General features: G+C 59.1%; 18 protein-coding genes. 2 read left to right on the top strand and 16 right to left on the bottom strand.

Annotated features, from left to right (window positions below; all coding sequences use genetic code 11):
• Window positions 1-357: 357 nt before the first annotated feature.
• From MEB48_RS21460 to MEB48_RS21520, 13 genes are all read right to left on the bottom strand, one after another.
• Entirely contained in the window at window positions 358-1,149 is a 792-nt protein-coding gene (locus MEB48_RS21460; protein ID WP_237885915.1) for a TatD family hydrolase, read from the bottom strand.
• A gap of 13 nt (window positions 1,150-1,162) precedes the next feature.
• Window positions 1,163-1,519 (bottom strand): PilZ domain-containing protein, encoded by a 357-nt coding sequence (locus tag MEB48_RS21465; protein ID WP_237885916.1) that lies wholly within the window; start codon window positions 1,517-1,519, stop codon window positions 1,163-1,165.
• Between the two features lie 43 nt (window positions 1,520-1,562).
• On the bottom strand, window positions 1,563-2,549 hold the full coding sequence (locus MEB48_RS21470; RefSeq protein WP_237885917.1) for a DNA polymerase III subunit delta': 987 nt from the start codon (window positions 2,547-2,549) through the stop codon (window positions 1,563-1,565).
• On the bottom strand, window positions 2,542-3,174 hold the full coding sequence (gene tmk / locus MEB48_RS21475; protein ID WP_237885918.1) for a dTMP kinase: 633 nt from the start codon (window positions 3,172-3,174) through the stop codon (window positions 2,542-2,544). Before tmk ends, MEB48_RS21470 begins: the two co-directional genes overlap by 8 nt.
• A 19-nt stretch (window positions 3,175-3,193) precedes the next feature.
• Window positions 3,194-4,432: an endolytic transglycosylase MltG gene (gene mltG, locus MEB48_RS21480; RefSeq protein ID WP_237885919.1), complete on the bottom strand. Its 1,239-nt coding sequence runs from the start codon at window positions 4,430-4,432 to the stop codon at window positions 3,194-3,196.
• A gap of 3 nt (window positions 4,433-4,435) precedes the next feature.
• On the bottom strand, window positions 4,436-5,251 hold the full coding sequence (gene pabC / locus MEB48_RS21485; RefSeq protein ID WP_237885920.1) for an aminodeoxychorismate lyase: 816 nt from the start codon (window positions 5,249-5,251) through the stop codon (window positions 4,436-4,438).
• Window positions 5,251-6,495, bottom strand: a complete 1,245-nt coding sequence (fabF, locus tag MEB48_RS21490) for a beta-ketoacyl-ACP synthase II (RefSeq protein WP_237885921.1) — start codon at window positions 6,493-6,495, stop codon at window positions 5,251-5,253. The genes pabC and fabF overlap by 1 nt, the downstream gene beginning before the upstream one ends.
• Before the next feature lie 108 nt (window positions 6,496-6,603).
• Window positions 6,604-6,840: an acyl carrier protein gene (gene acpP, locus MEB48_RS21495; RefSeq protein WP_003175607.1), complete on the bottom strand. Its 237-nt coding sequence runs from the start codon at window positions 6,838-6,840 to the stop codon at window positions 6,604-6,606.
• A gap of 191 nt (window positions 6,841-7,031) precedes the next feature.
• Window positions 7,032-7,775 (bottom strand): 3-oxoacyl-ACP reductase FabG, encoded by a 744-nt coding sequence (fabG, locus tag MEB48_RS21500; protein ID WP_007942004.1) that lies wholly within the window; start codon window positions 7,773-7,775, stop codon window positions 7,032-7,034.
• 16 nt (window positions 7,776-7,791) lie between these two features.
• Entirely contained in the window at window positions 7,792-8,730 is a 939-nt protein-coding gene (fabD, locus tag MEB48_RS21505; RefSeq protein WP_030131965.1) for an ACP S-malonyltransferase, read from the bottom strand.
• Window positions 8,731-8,855: 125 nt separating this feature from the next.
• On the bottom strand, window positions 8,856-9,866 hold the full coding sequence (plsX, locus tag MEB48_RS21510; RefSeq protein WP_442969115.1) for a phosphate acyltransferase PlsX: 1,011 nt from the start codon (window positions 9,864-9,866) through the stop codon (window positions 8,856-8,858).
• A 3-nt stretch (window positions 9,867-9,869) separates the two neighbouring features.
• Window positions 9,870-10,052, bottom strand: a complete 183-nt coding sequence (rpmF, locus tag MEB48_RS21515) for a 50S ribosomal protein L32 (protein WP_003179396.1) — start codon at window positions 10,050-10,052, stop codon at window positions 9,870-9,872.
• A gap of 13 nt (window positions 10,053-10,065) precedes the next feature.
• Complete coding sequence (locus tag MEB48_RS21520) at window positions 10,066-10,593, bottom strand: YceD family protein (RefSeq protein ID WP_004371317.1); 528 nt, start codon at window positions 10,591-10,593, stop codon at window positions 10,066-10,068.
• A 104-nt stretch (window positions 10,594-10,697) separates the two neighbouring features.
• Here MEB48_RS21520 and MEB48_RS21525 point away from each other — a divergent pair, with 104 nt between their 5' ends.
• Complete coding sequence (locus MEB48_RS21525; RefSeq protein WP_237885922.1) at window positions 10,698-11,276, top strand: Maf family protein; 579 nt, start codon at window positions 10,698-10,700, stop codon at window positions 11,274-11,276.
• 224 nt (window positions 11,277-11,500) lie between these two features.
• Here the strand turns inward: MEB48_RS21525 and sppA are convergent, their stop codons facing one another.
• From sppA to rluC, 3 genes are read right to left on the bottom strand one after another with little or no spacing between them, the layout of a single operon-like run.
• The gene (gene sppA, locus MEB48_RS21530) at window positions 11,501-12,490 is read right to left on the bottom strand and encodes a signal peptide peptidase SppA (RefSeq protein ID WP_237885923.1); all 990 of its coding nucleotides are present in this window, start codon (window positions 12,488-12,490) and stop codon (window positions 11,501-11,503) included.
• Window positions 12,491-12,514: 24 nt separating this feature from the next.
• Window positions 12,515-13,177, bottom strand: a complete 663-nt coding sequence (locus tag MEB48_RS21535; RefSeq protein WP_237885924.1) for an HAD-IA family hydrolase — start codon at window positions 13,175-13,177, stop codon at window positions 12,515-12,517.
• A complete protein-coding gene (gene rluC, locus MEB48_RS21540) occupies window positions 13,164-14,126 on the bottom strand; it encodes a 23S rRNA pseudouridine(955/2504/2580) synthase RluC (RefSeq protein WP_237885925.1) in 963 nt (320 codons plus the stop codon). The genes MEB48_RS21535 and rluC overlap by 14 nt, the downstream gene beginning before the upstream one ends.
• 701 nt (window positions 14,127-14,827) lie before the next feature.
• On the opposite strand from rluC, the gene rne reads away from it, so the two are divergent.
• On the top strand, window positions 14,828-18,013 hold the full coding sequence (rne, locus tag MEB48_RS21545) for a ribonuclease E (protein WP_237885926.1): 3,186 nt from the start codon (window positions 14,828-14,830) through the stop codon (window positions 18,011-18,013).
• The last annotated feature ends 39 nt before the right edge of the window (window positions 18,014-18,052 follow it).

An 18,052-nucleotide genomic window follows, 5' to 3' on the forward strand; every position in this document is an offset into this window, starting at 1 on the left:
TTCGAAGCCGCGTATTATGCCTAACTTACGCCAAAATGCACGGATCATCCGACCATATATATGTTTCTTGATGAATTCGCACACTCTCGCAGGTGAATGAGAACTCAACCGAAGCGTACGTATTCCAAATTTGTTTAAAAACCCGACCAGCTAAACTGGACTCGGCGCAATACTGATCAATACTTCAACTGTCGGCGAGGCATCTCCCCCAAGTGTCGCGCCGATGAAGGTGCCAAAGGATTGCGTGCCTTTGTTTTACTCCTAATGGTCTTAACCCGGATTCACCCCCCAGAACCCGGGTTTTTTTTGCCTGCGATTCAGCGGCCAGCCCCCCGCTAGGCTGCGATCTTTTTAACGTTACACCGATGTCCTGACGTGCGCCAACGGGAACAAACGCTTGAAATTCTCGGTGGTCTGCTCGGCAAATCGCTCGTAGGACTCACCTCGCAACATTGCCAGAAATTCCGCTACCTCACGCACGTACTGCGGCAGGTTCGGTTTGCCGCGATAAGGGATCGGCGCCAGGTACGGCGAGTCGGTTTCCACCAGCAACCGGTCAGCCGGTACCTTGCTGGCCACATCCCGCAGGGCATCGGCATTGCGAAAAGTGACAATACCGGACAAGGAAATGTAATACCCCATGTCCAGCGCAGCCTTGGCCATCTCCCAGTCTTCGGTGAAACAATGCAGCACACCCGCCTGAGGCAGTGCTGCTTCGCGCAGCAGCTCCAGGGTATCGGCCCGCGCGCCACGGGTATGGATGATCACCGGTTTGCCGGTCTGCCCCGCCGCTTGTAGGTGCAGACGGAATGACTCCTGCTGCAACGCAGCCGCTTCTGGCTCGTAATGGTAATCCAGGCCGGTTTCACCAATCGCCACCACCCGTGGATGATTGAGTTCGCGCAACAGCCAATCCAGCGCCGGAGCAGCACCCGGCTGTACATCGAGTGGATGCACGCCGACCGAACAGTCGACATCGTCGTAACGTTCGGCCAGGGCTTTGACGTCGGCGGCGTTCTCGGCGCTGACGCCAATACACAGAAAGTGCCCTACCCCGCGCTCACGGGCCGCATCGAGTGCGGCGTCCAGGGAACCGTCGTGGGCGGTGAGGTCGAGGCGATCAAGGTGACAATGGGAATCTACGAGCATAAAAGGCTGCAACTTACATCGTATGAGTGGGACGGTCGGACTTCAGCGCTCCGGCCAGATGGGTTTCGATTCGACTGCGCGCGGTGTTGTCGCCTTCGTTGAACTGCACGCCAACCCCGGCGGCGCGATTGCCCTGAGCACCTTTGGGGGTGATCCAGGTGACCTTGCCGGCGACCGGAATCTTTTCCGGTTCATCCATCAGGTGCAGCAACATGAAGACCTCATCACCCAACCTGTAGCTTTTGTTGGTCGGAATGAACAGGCCACCGTTCTTGATGAACGGCATGTAGGCCGCATAAAGCACGGCCCTGTCCTTGATGGTCAAGGACAAAATGCCATTGCGCGGCCCCGGACTGATGGGTTCGTTCATGCTGACCTCCACTGTCTGATGATCAGAGTCTAGGCCTAGAAAGTCACTTCTGGGTAGGCAAGGACACCCATTGCACCAACAGCGCCTCCAGCAGCAACGCCGGATTGAGGTTGGCTTTGCTCATCACTTTCTGGCGCTGGGCGAGAATCCAGTCCTGGATATTCAGGACTTTGTCCTGTGCGGATTTCTGCGCCAGGTATTGAATCACCTTACGCATGTCTGGCAGCCCCAGCCCCGCTTCATCCTGAGTCAATTGATAACGCAGGATCAGGCTCGACCAGTCGCAGAACCAGTCGAATAGCAGCAACATGGGAATGGTTTTCCACTCCTCGGCCAGTTGCGTCGGCGACTGCTGCTGCTTGAGCAGCTTCTTCACGCCTTCAACCACCAGCGCCCGCTGTTCACGCACGCCCTGGGCCTGCAATTTGACCGCGGCCAATGGCGAACCGGCGGCAAGGGTCAGCAGTTCAATGCGCTCTTCTTCCGAGCAGTCCGGCAAGGCGCTGGCCAGCCAGGCCAGACTCATGGCTTCGCTTGGCAATGGACAGGCCTGTTGCACGCAACGGCTCTTGATGGTTGGCAGCAACCGGCTGGTCTGGTGGCTGACCAACAGCAAAACGGTATCGCCGGAGGGTTCTTCAAGGCTTTTCAGCAAAGCGTTGGCGGCGTTGATGTTCATCGATTCGACTGGCTCGATCAGCACCACTTTGCGCCCGCCCATCTGCGCGGTCTGAACCACGAAGCTGACCAGATCACGCACCTGATCGACCTTGATCGCCTTGTCTGCCTCTTCCGGCTCCAGGATGTAGTTGTCGGGATGACTGCCAGCCTTCAGCAACAAGCAGGATTTGCACTCACCGCAGGCGCCCTCGGCGGTCGGGCGCTGGCACAACAAACGGGCCATCAGACGCTCGGCCAGCGCACGCTTGCCGATGCCGGCCGGGCCATGTAGCAAATAGGCGTGAGCGTGCCGGGCACGTCCGGCCAATTGCTGCCAAAGACTGTCCTGCCACGGATAGGCTTCAGCCACGACTCAACTCCAGCAGACGTGGCAATAAGACATCCAGAGACTGCTGAACCTGCGCCAGCGGCTGAGCCGCATCTACCAGGACATAACGCGCAGGGTCCGCTTTGGCACGCTCGAGGAAGGCAGTGCGCACCGCATCGAAAAACGCTCGGCCTTCAAGCTCGAAGCGGTCCAGCCGACCGCGGGCACTGGCGCGAGCCAGGCCCACTTCCACCGGCAGATCGAAGATCAACGTCAAGTCGGGGCGCAGATCGCCCTGGACGAATGTTTCGAGGACCGCGATGCGCTCCAGCGACAAACCGCGACCACCGCCCTGATAGGCATAGGTCGAATCGGTAAAACGATCACACAGGACCACCGCGCCACGGGCCAGCGCCGGGCGGATCACCTCGGCCAGATGCTGGGCTCGCGCCGCGAACACCAACAGCAACTCGGTATCGGGGTTCATGACCTCATCGACCGGCGCCAACAGCACGTCGCGAATCCGCTCAGCCAGGGGCGTGCCGCCGGGCTCCCGGGTCAACACCACCTCGATCCCGGCAGCGCGCAGACGCTCGGCCAGGTATTCGCGATTGGTGCTCTTGCCGGCACCCTCCGGGCCTTCCAGGGTAATAAACAAGCCAGTCACAGGCAGTCCTTAGTCAGAGTCATTGCGGGCTTTGCGGCGCGGGCGCATCCGCTTCGGGTGCTGGCGCCGGCTCTTGTGCAGAGTCTTGTGCCGGTTCTTGTGCCGGCTCCTGTACAGAGTCTTGCACGGAATCTTGCGGCGCTACCGGAGGCAAATCTTCGGGCGCCATATTGGGCGAAGCTGCCGGGATCGGGGCCTGGGTATCCTCCGTCGACGGCGTAACAGTCGGCGCAGGGCTGGACCGGTAATCGGCACGTCGATTGATCTGGAACTCCCGCACCGCATTGTTGTGGGCATCCAGATCATCGGAGAACACATGACTGCCATCACCGCGCGCGACAAAATACAGGCTGTTGCCGTCCGCCGGGTTCAGCGCCGCATGGATCGCTTCGCGCCCCACCATCGCAATCGGCGTCGGCGGCAGGCCAGCAATCATGTAAGTGTTATACGGTGTCGGCTCCCTGAGATGAGCGCGGGTCAACTTGCCGTTGTAACGATCACCCAGACCATAAATCACGGTCGGATCGGTCTGCAACAGCATGCCCATCTCCATGCGCCGCACGAACACGCCGGCGATCTGCCGACGTTCCTGCGGCACACCGGTTTCCTTTTCCACCAGCGAGGCCATGATCAAGGCCTGATAGGGTTCGGTGTAAGGGACGTCGGCAGCGCGCTGGTTCCATTCCTTGGCGAGAACCTCATCGAGGCGGTCGTAAGCTTTCTTGAGCAGATCGACGTCGCTCATGCCGCGCACGAAACGATACGTGTCGGGGAAGAATCGCCCTTCGGGGAAAATCCCGCTGTGCCCGAGCTTGTCCATCACTTGGCTGTCGCTCAGACCGTTGAGGGTCTGCTCGAGTTTTTCATCCTTGGCCAGGGCCGCGCGAACCTGATGGAAATTCCAGCCTTCGACCAGCGTCAGGCTGTACTGCACCATTTCTCCGCGTTTCCACAGATCGATCAGTCCGTTGACTGTCATACCGGGCACCATGCGGTATTCGCCGCTGTGCAGCGGTTGCCCCGCCAGATTGAAGCGCCAATACACGCGCAGCCAGAAAGCGTCCTTGATGACACCATCGGCTTCAAGTCGAAGGAAAGTGCGGTTTGGCGTAGTGCCTTTGGGCACCTCCAACAGCTCTTCCTGGGCGATGTTCAGCGGCTGTTCCAGCGCCGAATCGATTTTCCAGGCGCAAGCGCCTGCCAACAGCCCCGCCAGAACCAATCCGGTTTCCAGCAGCAGCAAGAATTTACGTCTCACGAATCAAGCATCCAGTAGCGCACGAGCAATGGTTTGGAGTTTACGGGTGAGCGGCCCAACCGGCCAGCTCAGTGCGGCATAGGCGCGCACCGGCCAAACGCCATACACGCTGTTGCAGACAAAGACCTCGTCAGCCCATTGCAGCTGCTCGAGGGTGATATCGGTGATTTGCGTGGAAATCCCCAATGACTCGGCTCGAAACAATAATTCAGCACGCATCACGCCCGCCACGCCACAGCGTTTGAGATCGGCCGTAACCAGCACACCATCGCGCACCAGGAACAGATTGCTGAACACGCCTTCGATCACCCGTCCGACCTGATCCAGCATCAGACCTTCGGCATGCTCGGTGTCCTGCCATTCGGAACGGGCGATGACCTGCTCCAGACGATTCAGATGCTTGAGACCGGCGAGCAATGGCTGTTTGGAAAGCCGTGTCGCACAAGGAAACAGGCGAACACCTTGCTCCGCATGAACAGCCGGATAAGCAGCAGGAGGATTGCCTTGCAGAATGCGTCGAGCCTGAACCGAGGGATCGACAGCGTAACCGCGTTGGCTGTCGCCACGGGTAAGGATAAGTTTGAGCACGCCCTCGCCCAACGCGGCAGCATAGGCCAGCAATTCCGCGCGGATCAATTCATGATCGGTGGCAATTGCCAGGCGCGAACATCCGTCGGCCAGACGCGACAGATGTCGGTCCAGCAACAGTGGCTGCCCGCCCTTGACTGCGATGGTCTCGAACAGACCATCACCGTAAGCCAGGCCGCGATCCTTCAGCGACAAAGCGTCAGCCGGTTGACCGTCGACCCAGCTGTCCATCAGTCAGCGAACCGGCGGAACACCAGCGAGCCATTGGTACCGCCAAATCCGAAGGAGTTGGACAGCACCACATCGATATCCATGCCGCGCGCGGCGTGGGGTACGAAATCGAGGTCGCAACCTTCGTCCGGCTCATCGAGGTTGATGGTCGGTGGGGCTACCTGGCTGTTGATTGCCAGCACACTGAAAATCGCCTCGACCGCACCTGCCGCACCCAACAGGTGACCGGTCATGGATTTGGTCGAACTGACCGCCAGCTTGTAGGCGTGATCGCCGAACACGGACTTGATCGCACAGGCTTCGGCGAGGTCGCCAGCCGAGGTGGAGGTGCCATGGGCGTTGATGTACTGAACCTGATCGCTATTGATCTTCGCATCGCGCAAGGCATTGGTGATGCAACGCGCAGCACCCGCGCCATCGGCCGGTGGCGAGGTCATGTGATAAGCATCGCCACTGGTGCCGAAACCGATCAGCTCGGCGTAGATGGTCGCACCACGGGCCTTGGCGTGTTCCAGTTCTTCGAGAACCAGTGCGCCGGCGCCGTCGGACAGCACGAAGCCATCACGGCCTTTGTCCCATGGACGGCTGGCGCGGGCAGGCTCGTCGTTGCGGGTCGACAGTGCGCGGGAGGCACCGAAGCCGCCCATGCCCAGACCACACGCGGCCATCTCGGCACCACCGGCGATCATGACGTCGGCTTCGTCGTACATGATGTTGCGTGCCGCCATGCCGATGCAGTGCGTACCGGTGGTACACGCCGTGGCGATAGCGTAGTTAGGTCCCTGTGCCCCCAGATGGATGGACAGGAAACCGGAAATCATATTGATGATCGAGCCAGGCACGAAAAACGGAGAAATCCGTCGTGGGCCGGAATCATGCAGCGTGCGGCTGGTGTCTTCGATATTGGTCAGACCGCCAATACCCGACCCCATGGCCACGCCGATGCGCTCGCGATTGGCGTCGGTAACCTCAAGGCCTGCGTTACGCACGGCTTGAAAACCTGCAGCCAGACCGTATTGAATGAACAGGTCGAGTTTGCGAGCTTCCTTGACCGACAGGTATTCCTCGACATTGAAGCCCTTTACCGAGCCGCCAAAACGGGTGGAATAGGCAGAAAGGTCGGTGTGTTCGATCAGACCAATGCCACTGCGGCCAGCCAGAATGCCCTGCCAGCTGCTCGGCACATCCGTGCCCAGTGGCGACAACATACCCATACCGGTGACTACGACGCGTCTACGCGACACAGCACTCTCCTTTTTCAAATGACGACTTTGCATCAGGCCTAAAGAAAAAACCGCACGCCATGATGGCAGTGCGGTTTTTCCATGACAGCGAGCGACGACTAAAAACTATTACGCCTGATGGCTGGTAACGTAGTCGATTGCTGCTTGTACAGTAGTGATCTTCTCAGCTTCTTCGTCAGGGATTTCGGTCTCGAATTCCTCTTCCAGAGCCATCACCAGCTCAACGGTGTCAAGGGAGTCGGCACCCAAGTCTTCAACGAAGGAAGCAGTGTTGACCACTTCTTCTTCTTTAACGCCCAGTTGCTCGGCAACGATTTTCTTGACGCGCTCTTCGATGGTGCTCATACCTTGTTTTCACTCCTAATGGACAAATTCAGGCAGCTGGCCGGTGGGTAAGTGTATAGAAAGACTTTTCAGTTTTTCAACTGAAAGCTTCACTCCTCAAACCCGGCGACCCTCTGTCTATAAATAGATTGCAGCTTTATAACGGATTTTAGACAGCTCGTATGACATTTTTTTGAAGCAATCCGTCACATTTAACTCATGTACATCCCGCCGTTCACCGGGATTGTAGCCCCAGTAACGTAAGCCGCACCGTCGGATGCAAGAAAAGCGACCACAGACGCGATCTCTTGAGCTTGCCCCAGACGACCCAGCGGAATCTGCGTCTGCAAGGCTTCACGCTGCGCCTCGGGCAGTTCACGGGTCATATCGGTGTCAATGAACCCAGGGGCCACCGAGTTTACCGTAATCGAACGCGAACCGACTTCACGCGCCAGTGCACGGCTGAAACCTTCCAGACCGGCCTTGGCGGCAGCGTAGTTTACTTGGCCTGCGTTGCCCATGGCACCCACAACCGAGCCAATACTGATAATTCGTCCCCAACGGGCTTTGGTCATGCCGCGCAAAACGCCTTTGGACAGACGGAACAGACTGTTCAGGTTGGTATCGACGACGTCATGCCACTCGTCATCTTTCATGCGCATCATCAGGTTATCGCGGGTGATACCGGCATTATTGACCAGGATCGCCGGCGCACCGAATTGCTCCTGAATGCTCGCCAGCACGGCCGCTACGGACTCGTCGCTGGTGACATTGAGTTCCAGGCCAGTGCCCTGAATACCATTTTCTTTCAGGGTCGCAGCGATACGCTCAGCCCCCGAAGCGGAAGTCGCGGTGCCGACAACAATGGCACCCTGACGACCCAATTCCAGAGCGATAGCCTGGCCGATACCACGGCTGGCACCGGTGACCAGTGCAACTTTACCTTGCAGACTCATGCAAGCTTCTCCTTGTTCAGGCCAACGCTGCACGGGCGGCAGCGAAAGCGTCTGGGGTATTGAGGTTAGAGGTCGACACGCCTTCGGCGCAACGCTTGTTCAAACCGGCAAGTACTTTGCCTGGGCCGCATTCGACCAGCTCGGTCGCGCCCTTGGCAGCCAGCGCCTGGACCGACTCGACCCAGCGTACAGGTTTGTAGAGCTGTTCAAGCAGATCGCGCTTGAGGGTTTCCAGATCAGCCGGCACGCCAGCGCTGACGTTTTGTACCACAGGGATCTGCGGTGCCTGCCAGTCGATCGCAGCGATCGACTCGGCGAACCGCTCGGCGGCCGGGCGCATCAACTCGCAGTGGGACGGCACGCTGACCGGCAATGGCATGGCGCGCTTGGCACCACGCGCCTTGCAGCCTTCGATGGCGCGCTCGACCGCTGCTTTGGCGCCAGCGATCACTACCTGGCCCGGGGAGTTGAAGTTAACCGCACTGACCACTTCGCCTTGCGCCGCTTCGGCACAGGCTGCCAGTACGTCAGCATCGTCCAGACCGAGAATGGCAGCCATGCCGCCTTGCCCGGCTGGAACGGCTTCCTGCATCAACTGACCGCGACGCTCTACCAGTTTCACCGCGTCGCCCAGGCTCAGACTACCCGCAGCCACCAGGGCGCTGTATTCACCCAGGCTGTGACCGGCAACGTAAGCCGGCCGCGCGCCGCCTTCAGCCAGCCACAGACGCCACAAGGCGATCGAGGCGGTCAGAATGGCCGGCTGGGTTTTATCGGTTTGATTGAGTTGTTCTTCCGGCCCTTGTTGGGTCAGTGCCCACAGGTCGTAACCCAGAGCATCGGAAGCTTCTTTGAATGTTTCGAGGATCACTGGATGTTGCGCGCCCAACTCGGCCAGCATGCCGAGGGACTGCGAACCCTGTCCTGGAAAGACGAATGCGAGGGAAGCAGACATTTAACAAGCCCCTAATGATCTTGTCGTCGGAGATTTGACGTCCCGTTTGTGGAACGCAAGAAACTCACAGTTGGATGGCCCATTGAACTGAGCGGTCACATTTAAGCATTGTCCGACGAAAACACCTAAGGCAACAAATCTTCCAGGCGCCCATGAAGCCGTTCCGGCAGGTTTTCCTGGATCTCGATCAACGCGCGCTGAATCGCACTCTGAAAACCCTGCACCCCCGCCGAACCGTGGCTTTTCACGACAATTCCCTGCAAACCAAGGAAACTTGCGCCGTTATGTCGTGCCGGCGACAGTTCGGCCTGCAAGCGTTTCATCAGCGGCAGCGCTAAAGCGCCCACCACTTTCGAGGCGAAATTTTTCCTGAATAACGCCTCAATGCGCCCGGCAATCATGGTCGCCAGGCCCTCGCTGGATTTGAGCAGGATATTGCCGACAAAGCCGTCACACACCACCACATCCGCTTCACCGCGGTATAAACCGTCACCTTCGACAAACCCGATGTAGTTCAGGCCACGCGCATTTTGCAGCAGAGTCGCCGCCAGCTTGACCTGCTGATTGCCCTTAATGTCTTCGGTGCCGATATTCAGCAACGCCACCCGGGGGCGAACGATACCCAGGGTTTGCGCAGCCACCGAGCCCATCACCGCAAACTGCAACAGGTGTTCGGCGCTGCAATCGACGTTGGCGCCCAGGTCGAGCAATTGGCAGTAGCCTTTCTGCGTCGGAATGGCCGCGATCATTGCGGGCCGATCGATGCCCGGCAAGGTCTTGAGCACAAACCGTGACAACGCCATCAGCGCACCGGTATTACCAGCACTGACGCAGGCCTGGACCTTGCCGTCGCGCAGCAACTCCAGCGCCACGCGCATTGACGAATCGGGCTTGCCGCGCAAGGCCTGGGCAGGCTTTTCGTCCATGCCGATGACTTCCGACGCCGGAGCAATCGACAGACGCGCGCGATCCACCGCCGAATGGCTGGCAATCAATTCTTCAAGAAGGGAGGGTTGACCGACGAGGGTCAGGTGCAGCGAGGGTGTAGCAGACAGACAAGCAAGGCTGGCCTGAACAATGCTGCGGGGACCGAAGTCCCCGCCCATTGCGTCAATCGCGATGACTTGAGCGGACAAGGATTACTCGTCAGCGCCCTTGTCGATCACTTTACGACCACGGTATACGCCTTCTGGCGATACGTGGTGACGCAGGTGAACTTCACCGGTGGTTTTTTCTACAGACAGGGTGCTAGCCTCGAGAGCGTCGTGCGAACGACGCATGTCACGGGCAGAGCGGGATTTTTTGTTCTGCTGAACAGCCATAATTGATTAACTCCTAAACGTTTGGGTCACGCTTTAACTGCGCCAATACACTGAACGGGTTGGACCGCGTTACCTCGTCCTCGCTCGGTTCGGGCTCATCGAGACCCGCCGGCTGCTGGCATTCTTCCGGATGATGAGCAGGCACAATGGGCAAGGCGAGCAGAAGCTCCTCCTCGATCAGTGACTGCAGATCCAAAGGATCTTCGCCCAGTTCCAGCACGTCATAACCTTTCGGCAACGACTGGGTATTCGCACCCTCCTTCACCACAGCATAACTGCATTCGCTATGGATCGGCAGGGTGACCAGCTCAAGACAACGCTGGCAAACCATTTTGACTTCGGTGTCGATAAAGCTGTGAATTACCACAGATTTACGTTCATCTCGTTCAAAAACGAATTTAGCCTGCACCGTACCGACAGTATCGGAAAGCGGGTCGCAGAGTCTCTCCAAATCGGCCAGCAGCAATTCACCTTGAAGGGTGGTGCCACGGTCAGCCAATTTGCGCGGGTCAACGTGAGGTGGAATCGGGTCATTCAACATAGGCGCAGCATTATAGGGATGCCCCCGGCCATGTCAAAGGAAATTCAGCCCTGTCCGTCACTTGAGCCTGCGCTAGAATTCGCCCTTGCCCTTTGGAGATGCGCATGCTGCCTTTATTACTTGCTTCAAGCTCGGCCTATCGCCGGGAATTGCTGGCCCGCTTGCAGCTGCCGTTCACGTGCAGTTCGCCGGATATCGACGAAAGCCATCGTCCGGACGAGCCAGCCGTCGAACTGGTAAAGCGCCTCGCCGAAGAAAAAGCCCGCGCACTTGCAGGCAGTTATCCCGCCCATCTGATCATCGGCTCGGATCAGGTTGCAGTACTTGGCGAGCGGATTATCGGCAAACCTCACACCTTCGAAAAGGCCCGTGAACAACTGCTGGCATCCAGCGGCGCGAGCGTGACCTTCCTGACCGGCCTGGCGCTGCTCAATAGCCAGACCGACCACTGCCAGGTCGACTGCATCCCCTTTACCGTCCACATGCGCACACTCGACGCAGCGCGCATCGAACGCTACCTGCGCGCCGAACAGCCCTATGACTGCGCAGGGAGCTTCAAGGCTGAAGGTTTGGGGGTGAGCCTGTTTCAAAGCACCGAAGGCCCTGACGCCACTAGCCTGATCGGTCTACCGTTGATTCGCCTGATCGATATGCTGCTGGCTGAAGGTGTGCAGATACCCTGAACCGTACCTCTGCGTCCGCATAAAAAAACCGGCCATGCAGGCCAATGCCAGTCAGTTAAGCGCAACCCCTGCAGGAGCGAGCTTGCTCGCGAAGACGGCAGTACAGTCAACACTGATGTCGCCTGACATACCGCTTTCGCGAGCAAGCTCGCTCCTACAGGGGTTCCGCGACTTAACTGACTGGCACTGGCCACACAGGCCGGTTTCTTTATGCGCCCAGGCGATCAGCGCAGCGAAGGCCCCTGAAAGCCCATCCACATCGCCAAATGTTCAGCCACGCTGGCGCCGAGCTTTTTCGAGAAGCGATCGAATGGCGATTCCTCAACAGTGAAATCCACCAACTCTTTCTCGCCGATCACATCACGCGCAACCGAACTGGCATTACCCAGACCGTCGATCAAACCCAGCGACAGCGCTTGCTCGCCGGACCAGACCAGCCCGGAGAACAGCTCCGGATGCTCTTTGTCCTTCAGGCGATCACCCCGGCCCTTCTTGACGCTGCTGATGAACTGCTGATGAGTGGTATCGAGCACGCTCTGCCAGAACTGGGTTTCCGCGGGTTTCTGCGGCTGGAACGGATCGAGGAACGATTTGTGCTCACCGGAGGTGTAGGTACGACGCTCCACACCCAGCTTCTCCATCGTCCCGACAAAACCGTAACCGGCCGCTGTCACACCGATGGAGCCCACCAGGCTCGCCTTGTCGGCGTAGATCTGATCCGCTGCGCTGGCGATGTAATAGGCACCGGAAGCGCCCAGATCCGAGATCACCGCATAAACCTTGGTATCTGGATTCAGACCGCGCAAACGACGGATTTCGTCGTAGACATAACCCGACTGCACCGGACTACCGCCAGGGCTGTTGATTCGCAGAATCACACCCTTGACCTTCTTGTCCTCGAAGGCTGCCCGCAGACTGCCGACGATATTGTCGGCACTGGCCGGTTCTTTGTCGGCAATCATACCCCTTACATCGATCAACGCCGTGTAGCCGGAACCGAGGGCAGCGCTTTTCTCCATATCCATCAGGGGCGATAACAAAATCAACGCACCGAACAGATACAAAAAGGTCAGCGACTTGAAGAAGATCCCCCAGCGACGGGACCGGCGCTGCTCCTGCACACCCGCCAGCAGGGTTTTTTCCAGCAGCTTCCAGCTTTTTTCGTCACCGCTCTCTGCGCTAGCCTTGGCGGGAGCCTTCCATTCGTCGGTCATGACATTTACCCCAGCAAAAACCCGTTAAGCCCGCTGACTCAGCCAGGCGTGCAATTCTGAAAAACGATCAATGGCCAGTCGCGGCTCGAACAATTTCAATGCATCAATCGATTGAGCGCCATAGCTGACCGCCACCGAACCCATGCCGGCATTGCGCGCCATTTGCAGGTCGAACGACGAATCGCCGACCATCAGCGCTTGCTCCGGACGAACTTCGCAATGGGCGAGAATCTGCTCAAGCATCAATGGATGGGGTTTGCTGGCGGTTTCGTCAGCAGCACGGGTGATATCGAAATAATCTTCCCAGCCGTGAGACTTCAGCACCCGATCCAGCCCACGACGAGCCTTGCCGGTCGCTACTGCCAGATGATATCCCTCGACACGAAATGCTTCGAGGGACTCGACAACCCCCTCAAACAGCGGGGAAGGCACGGCCTCCGACGCAATGTAGTGATCGGCATAGTGCTGACGGAACGCTATCAGCTCGGCGTCGTCAATCTCGGGATACAGCGTGCGAATCGCTTCCGGCAAGCCCAGACCGATAATGCCTTTGACGGCAAAATCATCACGCAACTGAAAACCGGACCGCTCGGATGCAACATGCATCGCCTCGACAATTCGCCCAATGGAATCAGCGAGCGTGCCATCCCAATCGAAAATCAGCAGCTTGTAATCAGATGGGCGCACTCAATCGCTCCACGGTTTTGGCCCACATCTCGTCGACCGGTGCTTGCAACTTTAGCTCACCACCATCAGGCAGCGGCACGGTCAGCATGTAGGCATGCAGGAACAGGCGCTTGCCGCCCAGATCACGAATCTCCTTGCTGAAACCCTCATCGCCGTACTTGGTATCACCAGCAATGCAATGTCCCGCATGCAGAGTATGAACGCGAATCTGGTGAGTCCGGCCGGTGATCGGTTTGGCCTCGATCATAGTGGCAAAGTCACCAAAGCGACGCAGGACCTTGAACACGGTCACAGACTCCTTGCCCTCCTCCTCGTCCACCTCGACCATGCGCTCGCCGGAGCGCAAATTGCTCTTGCCCAGAGGCGCACGGACTTGCTTGATCGAGGCCGCCCAGTTGCCGCGGACCAGCGCCATGTAGCGCTTGTCGACGCCATCGCCGCGCAATGCCGTGTGCAAGTGGCGCAACATGCTGCGTTTTTTGGCAATCATCAGCAGGCCGGAGGTATCACGATCGAGACGATGAACCAGTTCGAGCTCCTTGCAATCCGGACGCAACTGACGAAAGGCTTCAATCACGCCGTAGGTCAAGCCACTGCCACCATGAACTGCAATGCCGCAAGGCTTGTTGACCACGATCAGCGCCTTGTCTTCATAGACAATCGAGGCCTCGAGCCGTTGCAGCAGACCTTGGGCCAGCGGCACGGGCTCGTCGCGCTCAGGTACGCGAACCGGCGGCACGCGCACGATATCGCCCGCCTGCAGCTTGTATTCGGGCTTGATCCGCCCCTTGTTCACCCGCACTTCGCCTTTGCGCAAAATGCGGTAAATCAAGGTCTTGGGCACGCCTTTGAGCCGAGCGAGAAGGAAGTTATCAATACGTTGGCCGGCATATTCCGGCGAGACCTCAAGCAGTTGTACGCCTGGGGTCGAAGGGGCAGTAGTCGTCATGGCGCGGATGATAACAATTTTTTATGGAATTGAAGCACTTAATCATTGCTGCTATAGTCGCGAACGCCGCCAAAAGCGGCCTGGACAGCGGACCAACGGTCAAAAACCGGCCCTGACCAACGCAATTCACCAGGACGCGAGGCCGTCCTACGGGGCTTTCGCTACGTAACGGTGGAGTTTGCAGGTGTAACGAGCGCAGGTGACATGAGGCCTGAATCATGCGGCAAAGCAGAGTTTTCACTCGCCTTGCGAGCAAATATTCACGGCCAGTTCACAAAGTGCAGTCAGCTACGAACGACCCCGAGCGAACGCTTCGGAAACAACGCCTAAATTAGCCATGATGCGTGACCTCCCCCTTCGGAGCTCACGGTAAATGCCAACCCGCTGCGGATTCTGCGCGCGGCAGCACCCGAATTATCAGGGATACGTGTAGGGTGGAGATGCACAACCGCTGGACTGTGTAGCAATAGGCTTTATCAAGACGCTTCATCTCGTCCACAGCCGCCGGTTGATTCCTCCTCCTGACTGAGTGCTTAAGTAGCCACAGCAAGCAGGACGCGTACGTCGCGATGAAGGCCCGCATTGGCCGGACTTCGCTGGACACGGGAATGGCCAACCATTCCCGACGCACCTGACACCGACCATGAGAAGTCGTGTGTGCCGAACGCCGTTTCCGGCAGCCCGGAAACCGACGGTACTACATGAAAAGAATGCTGATTAACGCAACTCAACCCGAAGAGTTGCGTGTTGCACTGGTAGATGGCCAGCGCCTCTACGACCTGGATATCGAATCCGGTGCACGCGAGCAGAAGAAGGCCAACATCTATAAAGGCCGGATTACTCGCATCGAACCAAGCCTTGAGGCTGCCTTTGTCGATTTCGGCTCTGAGCGCCACGGCTTCCTGCCCCTCAAAGAAATCTCCCGCGAATACTTCAAGAAAGCCCCCGAAGGCCGCGTCAACATCAAGGATGTCCTGAGCGAAGGCCAGGAAGTCATCGTTCAGGTCGAAAAAGAAGAGCGTGGCAACAAGGGCGCCGCCCTGACCACCTTCATCAGCCTGGCCGGTCGTTACCTGGTTCTGATGCCGAACAACCCGCGTGCCGGCGGTATCTCCCGTCGCATCGAAGGTGAAGAGCGCAACGAACTGCGTGAAGCCCTGAACGGTCTGGTTGCCCCGGCCGACATGGGTCTGATCGTTCGCACTGCCGGCCTTGGCCGCAGCAGCGAAGAAATGCAGTGGGACCTCGATTACCTGCTGCAACTCTGGACCGCCATCAAAGAAGCTTCGCTGGATCGTTCCGCGCCGTTCCTGATCTACCAGGAAAGCAACGTGATCATCCGCGCCATCCGCGATTACCTGCGCCAGGACATCGGCGAAGTGCTGATCGACAGCGTTGAAGCCCAGGACGAAGCCCTGACCTTCATCCGCCAGGTGATGCCGCAGTACGCCAGCAAAATCAAGCTGTACGAAGACAGCGTTCCGCTGTTCAACCGTTTCCAGATCGAAAGCCAGATCGAAACCGCCTTCCAGCGCGTCGTCGAACTGCCTTCCGGCGGCTCCATCGTTATCGATCCGACCGAAGCCCTGGTGTCCATCGACATCAACTCGGCGCGCGCCACCAAAGGCAGCGACATCGAAGAAACCGCACTGCAGACCAACCTTGAAGCTGCCGAAGAAATCGCCCGTCAGTTGCGCTTGCGCGACATCGGCGGCCTGATCGTCATCGACTTCATCGACATGACCCCTGCCAAGAACCAGCGCGCCGTGGAAGAGAAAGTCCGCGAATGCCTGGAAGCCGACCGCGCTCGCGTGCAAGTCGGTCGCATCTCGCGCTTCGGCCTGCTGGAAATGTCCCGTCAGCGCCTGCGTCCATCGCTGGGCGAAAGCAGCGGCATCGTCTGCCCGCGTTGCAACGGCACCGGCATCATCCGTGACGTTGAATCGCTGTCGCTGGCGATCCTGCGCCTGATCGAAGAAGAAGCCCTGAAAGACCGCACCGCCGAAGTTCGCGCCCAAGTGCCGATTCCAGTGGCTGCGTTCCTGCTCAACGAAAAACGCAACTCGATCACCAAGATCGAACTGCGCACCCGTGCCCGCATCGTCATTCTGCCGAACGATCACCTCGAAACGCCGCACTTCGAAGTTCAGCGTCTGCGCGATGACAGCCCGGAAGCCGCGGTCGGCCAGTCCAGCTACGAAATCGCTGCTGCCGCTGCCGAAGTCGAAGAAGTCCAGCCAGCCGCTGCGACCCGCACCCTGGTTCGCCAGGAAGCCGCGGTCAAGACCGCGCCGGCCCGCGCCAACGCTCCGGTTCCGACCGAAGTCGTCGCCGCTCCGGTTGCCGCGCCAGCCGTAGCGCCTGAGCCAAGCCTGTTCAAAGGCCTTGTGAAATCGCTGGTCAGCCTGTTCGCGACCAAAGAAGAGCCTACTGCTCCGGTTGTGGTTGAAAAACCAGCGACCACCGAGCGTCCGGCCCGCAACGAAGAGCGTCGCAACGGTCGTCAGCAGAGCCGCAACCGTAACGGTCGCCGCGATGAAGAGCGCAAGCCTCGTGAGGAACGTGCACCGCGTGAAGAACGCGCACCACGTGAGCCACGCGAAGAGCGTCAACCACGCGAAGCCCGCGAAGAAGCGCCAGCAGTGGCCCGCGAAGAACGCGCTCCGCGTGAAGAGCGCGCACCACGCACCCCTCGCGAAGAACGTGCACCGCGCGCCCCGCGTGAAGATCGCAAGCCACGTGGCGAGCGTGAAGAACGCCCGGTTCGTGAATTGCGCGAGCCTCTGGATGCCGCTCCTGCCGCCGCTGCCAACGCTGAAGAGCGTCCAGCCCGTCAACCACGCGAAGAACGCGCTCCACGTCCACCGCGTGAAGAACGTCAGCCACGTACCGAGCAAGCCACTGCTGCCGTTGCCGAAGAAGAGCTGCCAGCCAACGAAGAGCAACTGCAGGAAGACGGTCAGGAAGGCGCCGAAGGTGATCGTCCACGCCGCCGCTCCCGTGGCCAGCGTCGTCGCAGCAACCGTCGTGAGCGTCAACGCGATGCCAATGGCAACGTGATCGAAGGTTCGGAAGAGTCTGAATCGGCTGAAAACGCCGAAGCGCCAAGCGCTGCCGATCTGGCCGCCGGCCTGGCTGTTACCGCAGCCGTTGCCAGCTCCGTGATCAGCGCACCTGCTGAAGCACAAGCCAACGAGCAAGCTGAACGCGCCACTGCCGCCACGCTGGAAACCGCTCCGTTCGAAGCGCCAGTCGTTGAAGCGACCACGCCAGTAGAAGTCACTGCCGCTCCGGAAATCGAAGTGGCACCGGTTCGTGAAGCACAGCCTGAAGTTGAAGCTGCCGCTGAACCGGCCGTTACTGCCGAGCCTGCTACATCCGCTGAGCCGGTGGTTGAAGCGCCGGCTGAACCGGCACGTGAAGTTCGCGAAGAACAAACCGCGTTCAACTGGGTCGCCGAGCCACCTGTAGCGGTCGAAGCGCCAGCGCCAGTCGCTGAAGCCCCGGTTGCTGATGCCATGGTCTCCGAGCCTGCTCCGGCGCTAGAAGCGCCAGTGGTCACCGAAGCTGCCCCGGTGGTTGAAGCTCCTGTCAGCGCTCTGACCCCAAGTGGCCGTGCGCCGAACGACCCGCGTGAAGTACGTCGTCGCAAGCGTGAAGAAGAGCGTCTGCAGAAGGAAGCCGAACTGGCTGCCGCTGCTGCTCCGGCCGTTGCCGAGCCAGCACCGGTTGCTGCTGAAGTTGTCGAGGCAGCCCCTGCCCCGGCCGCTGAAGTCGCCGCCGAACCTGAATCGGTGATCGACGAAGCACCACGCTCCGTTCAGGAAGCGGTAGAGCAACACGAGCAAGCCCAGGAAAAAGAGCACGAGCCTAAACCCCTCGCCTGATTCCATCGGCCACTAAAAAGCCCCGCCTGGTGATCCAGG

The organism is Pseudomonas sp. PGPR40, assembly GCF_022014505.1.
GTDB lineage: Bacteria > Pseudomonadota > Gammaproteobacteria > Pseudomonadales > Pseudomonadaceae > Aquipseudomonas.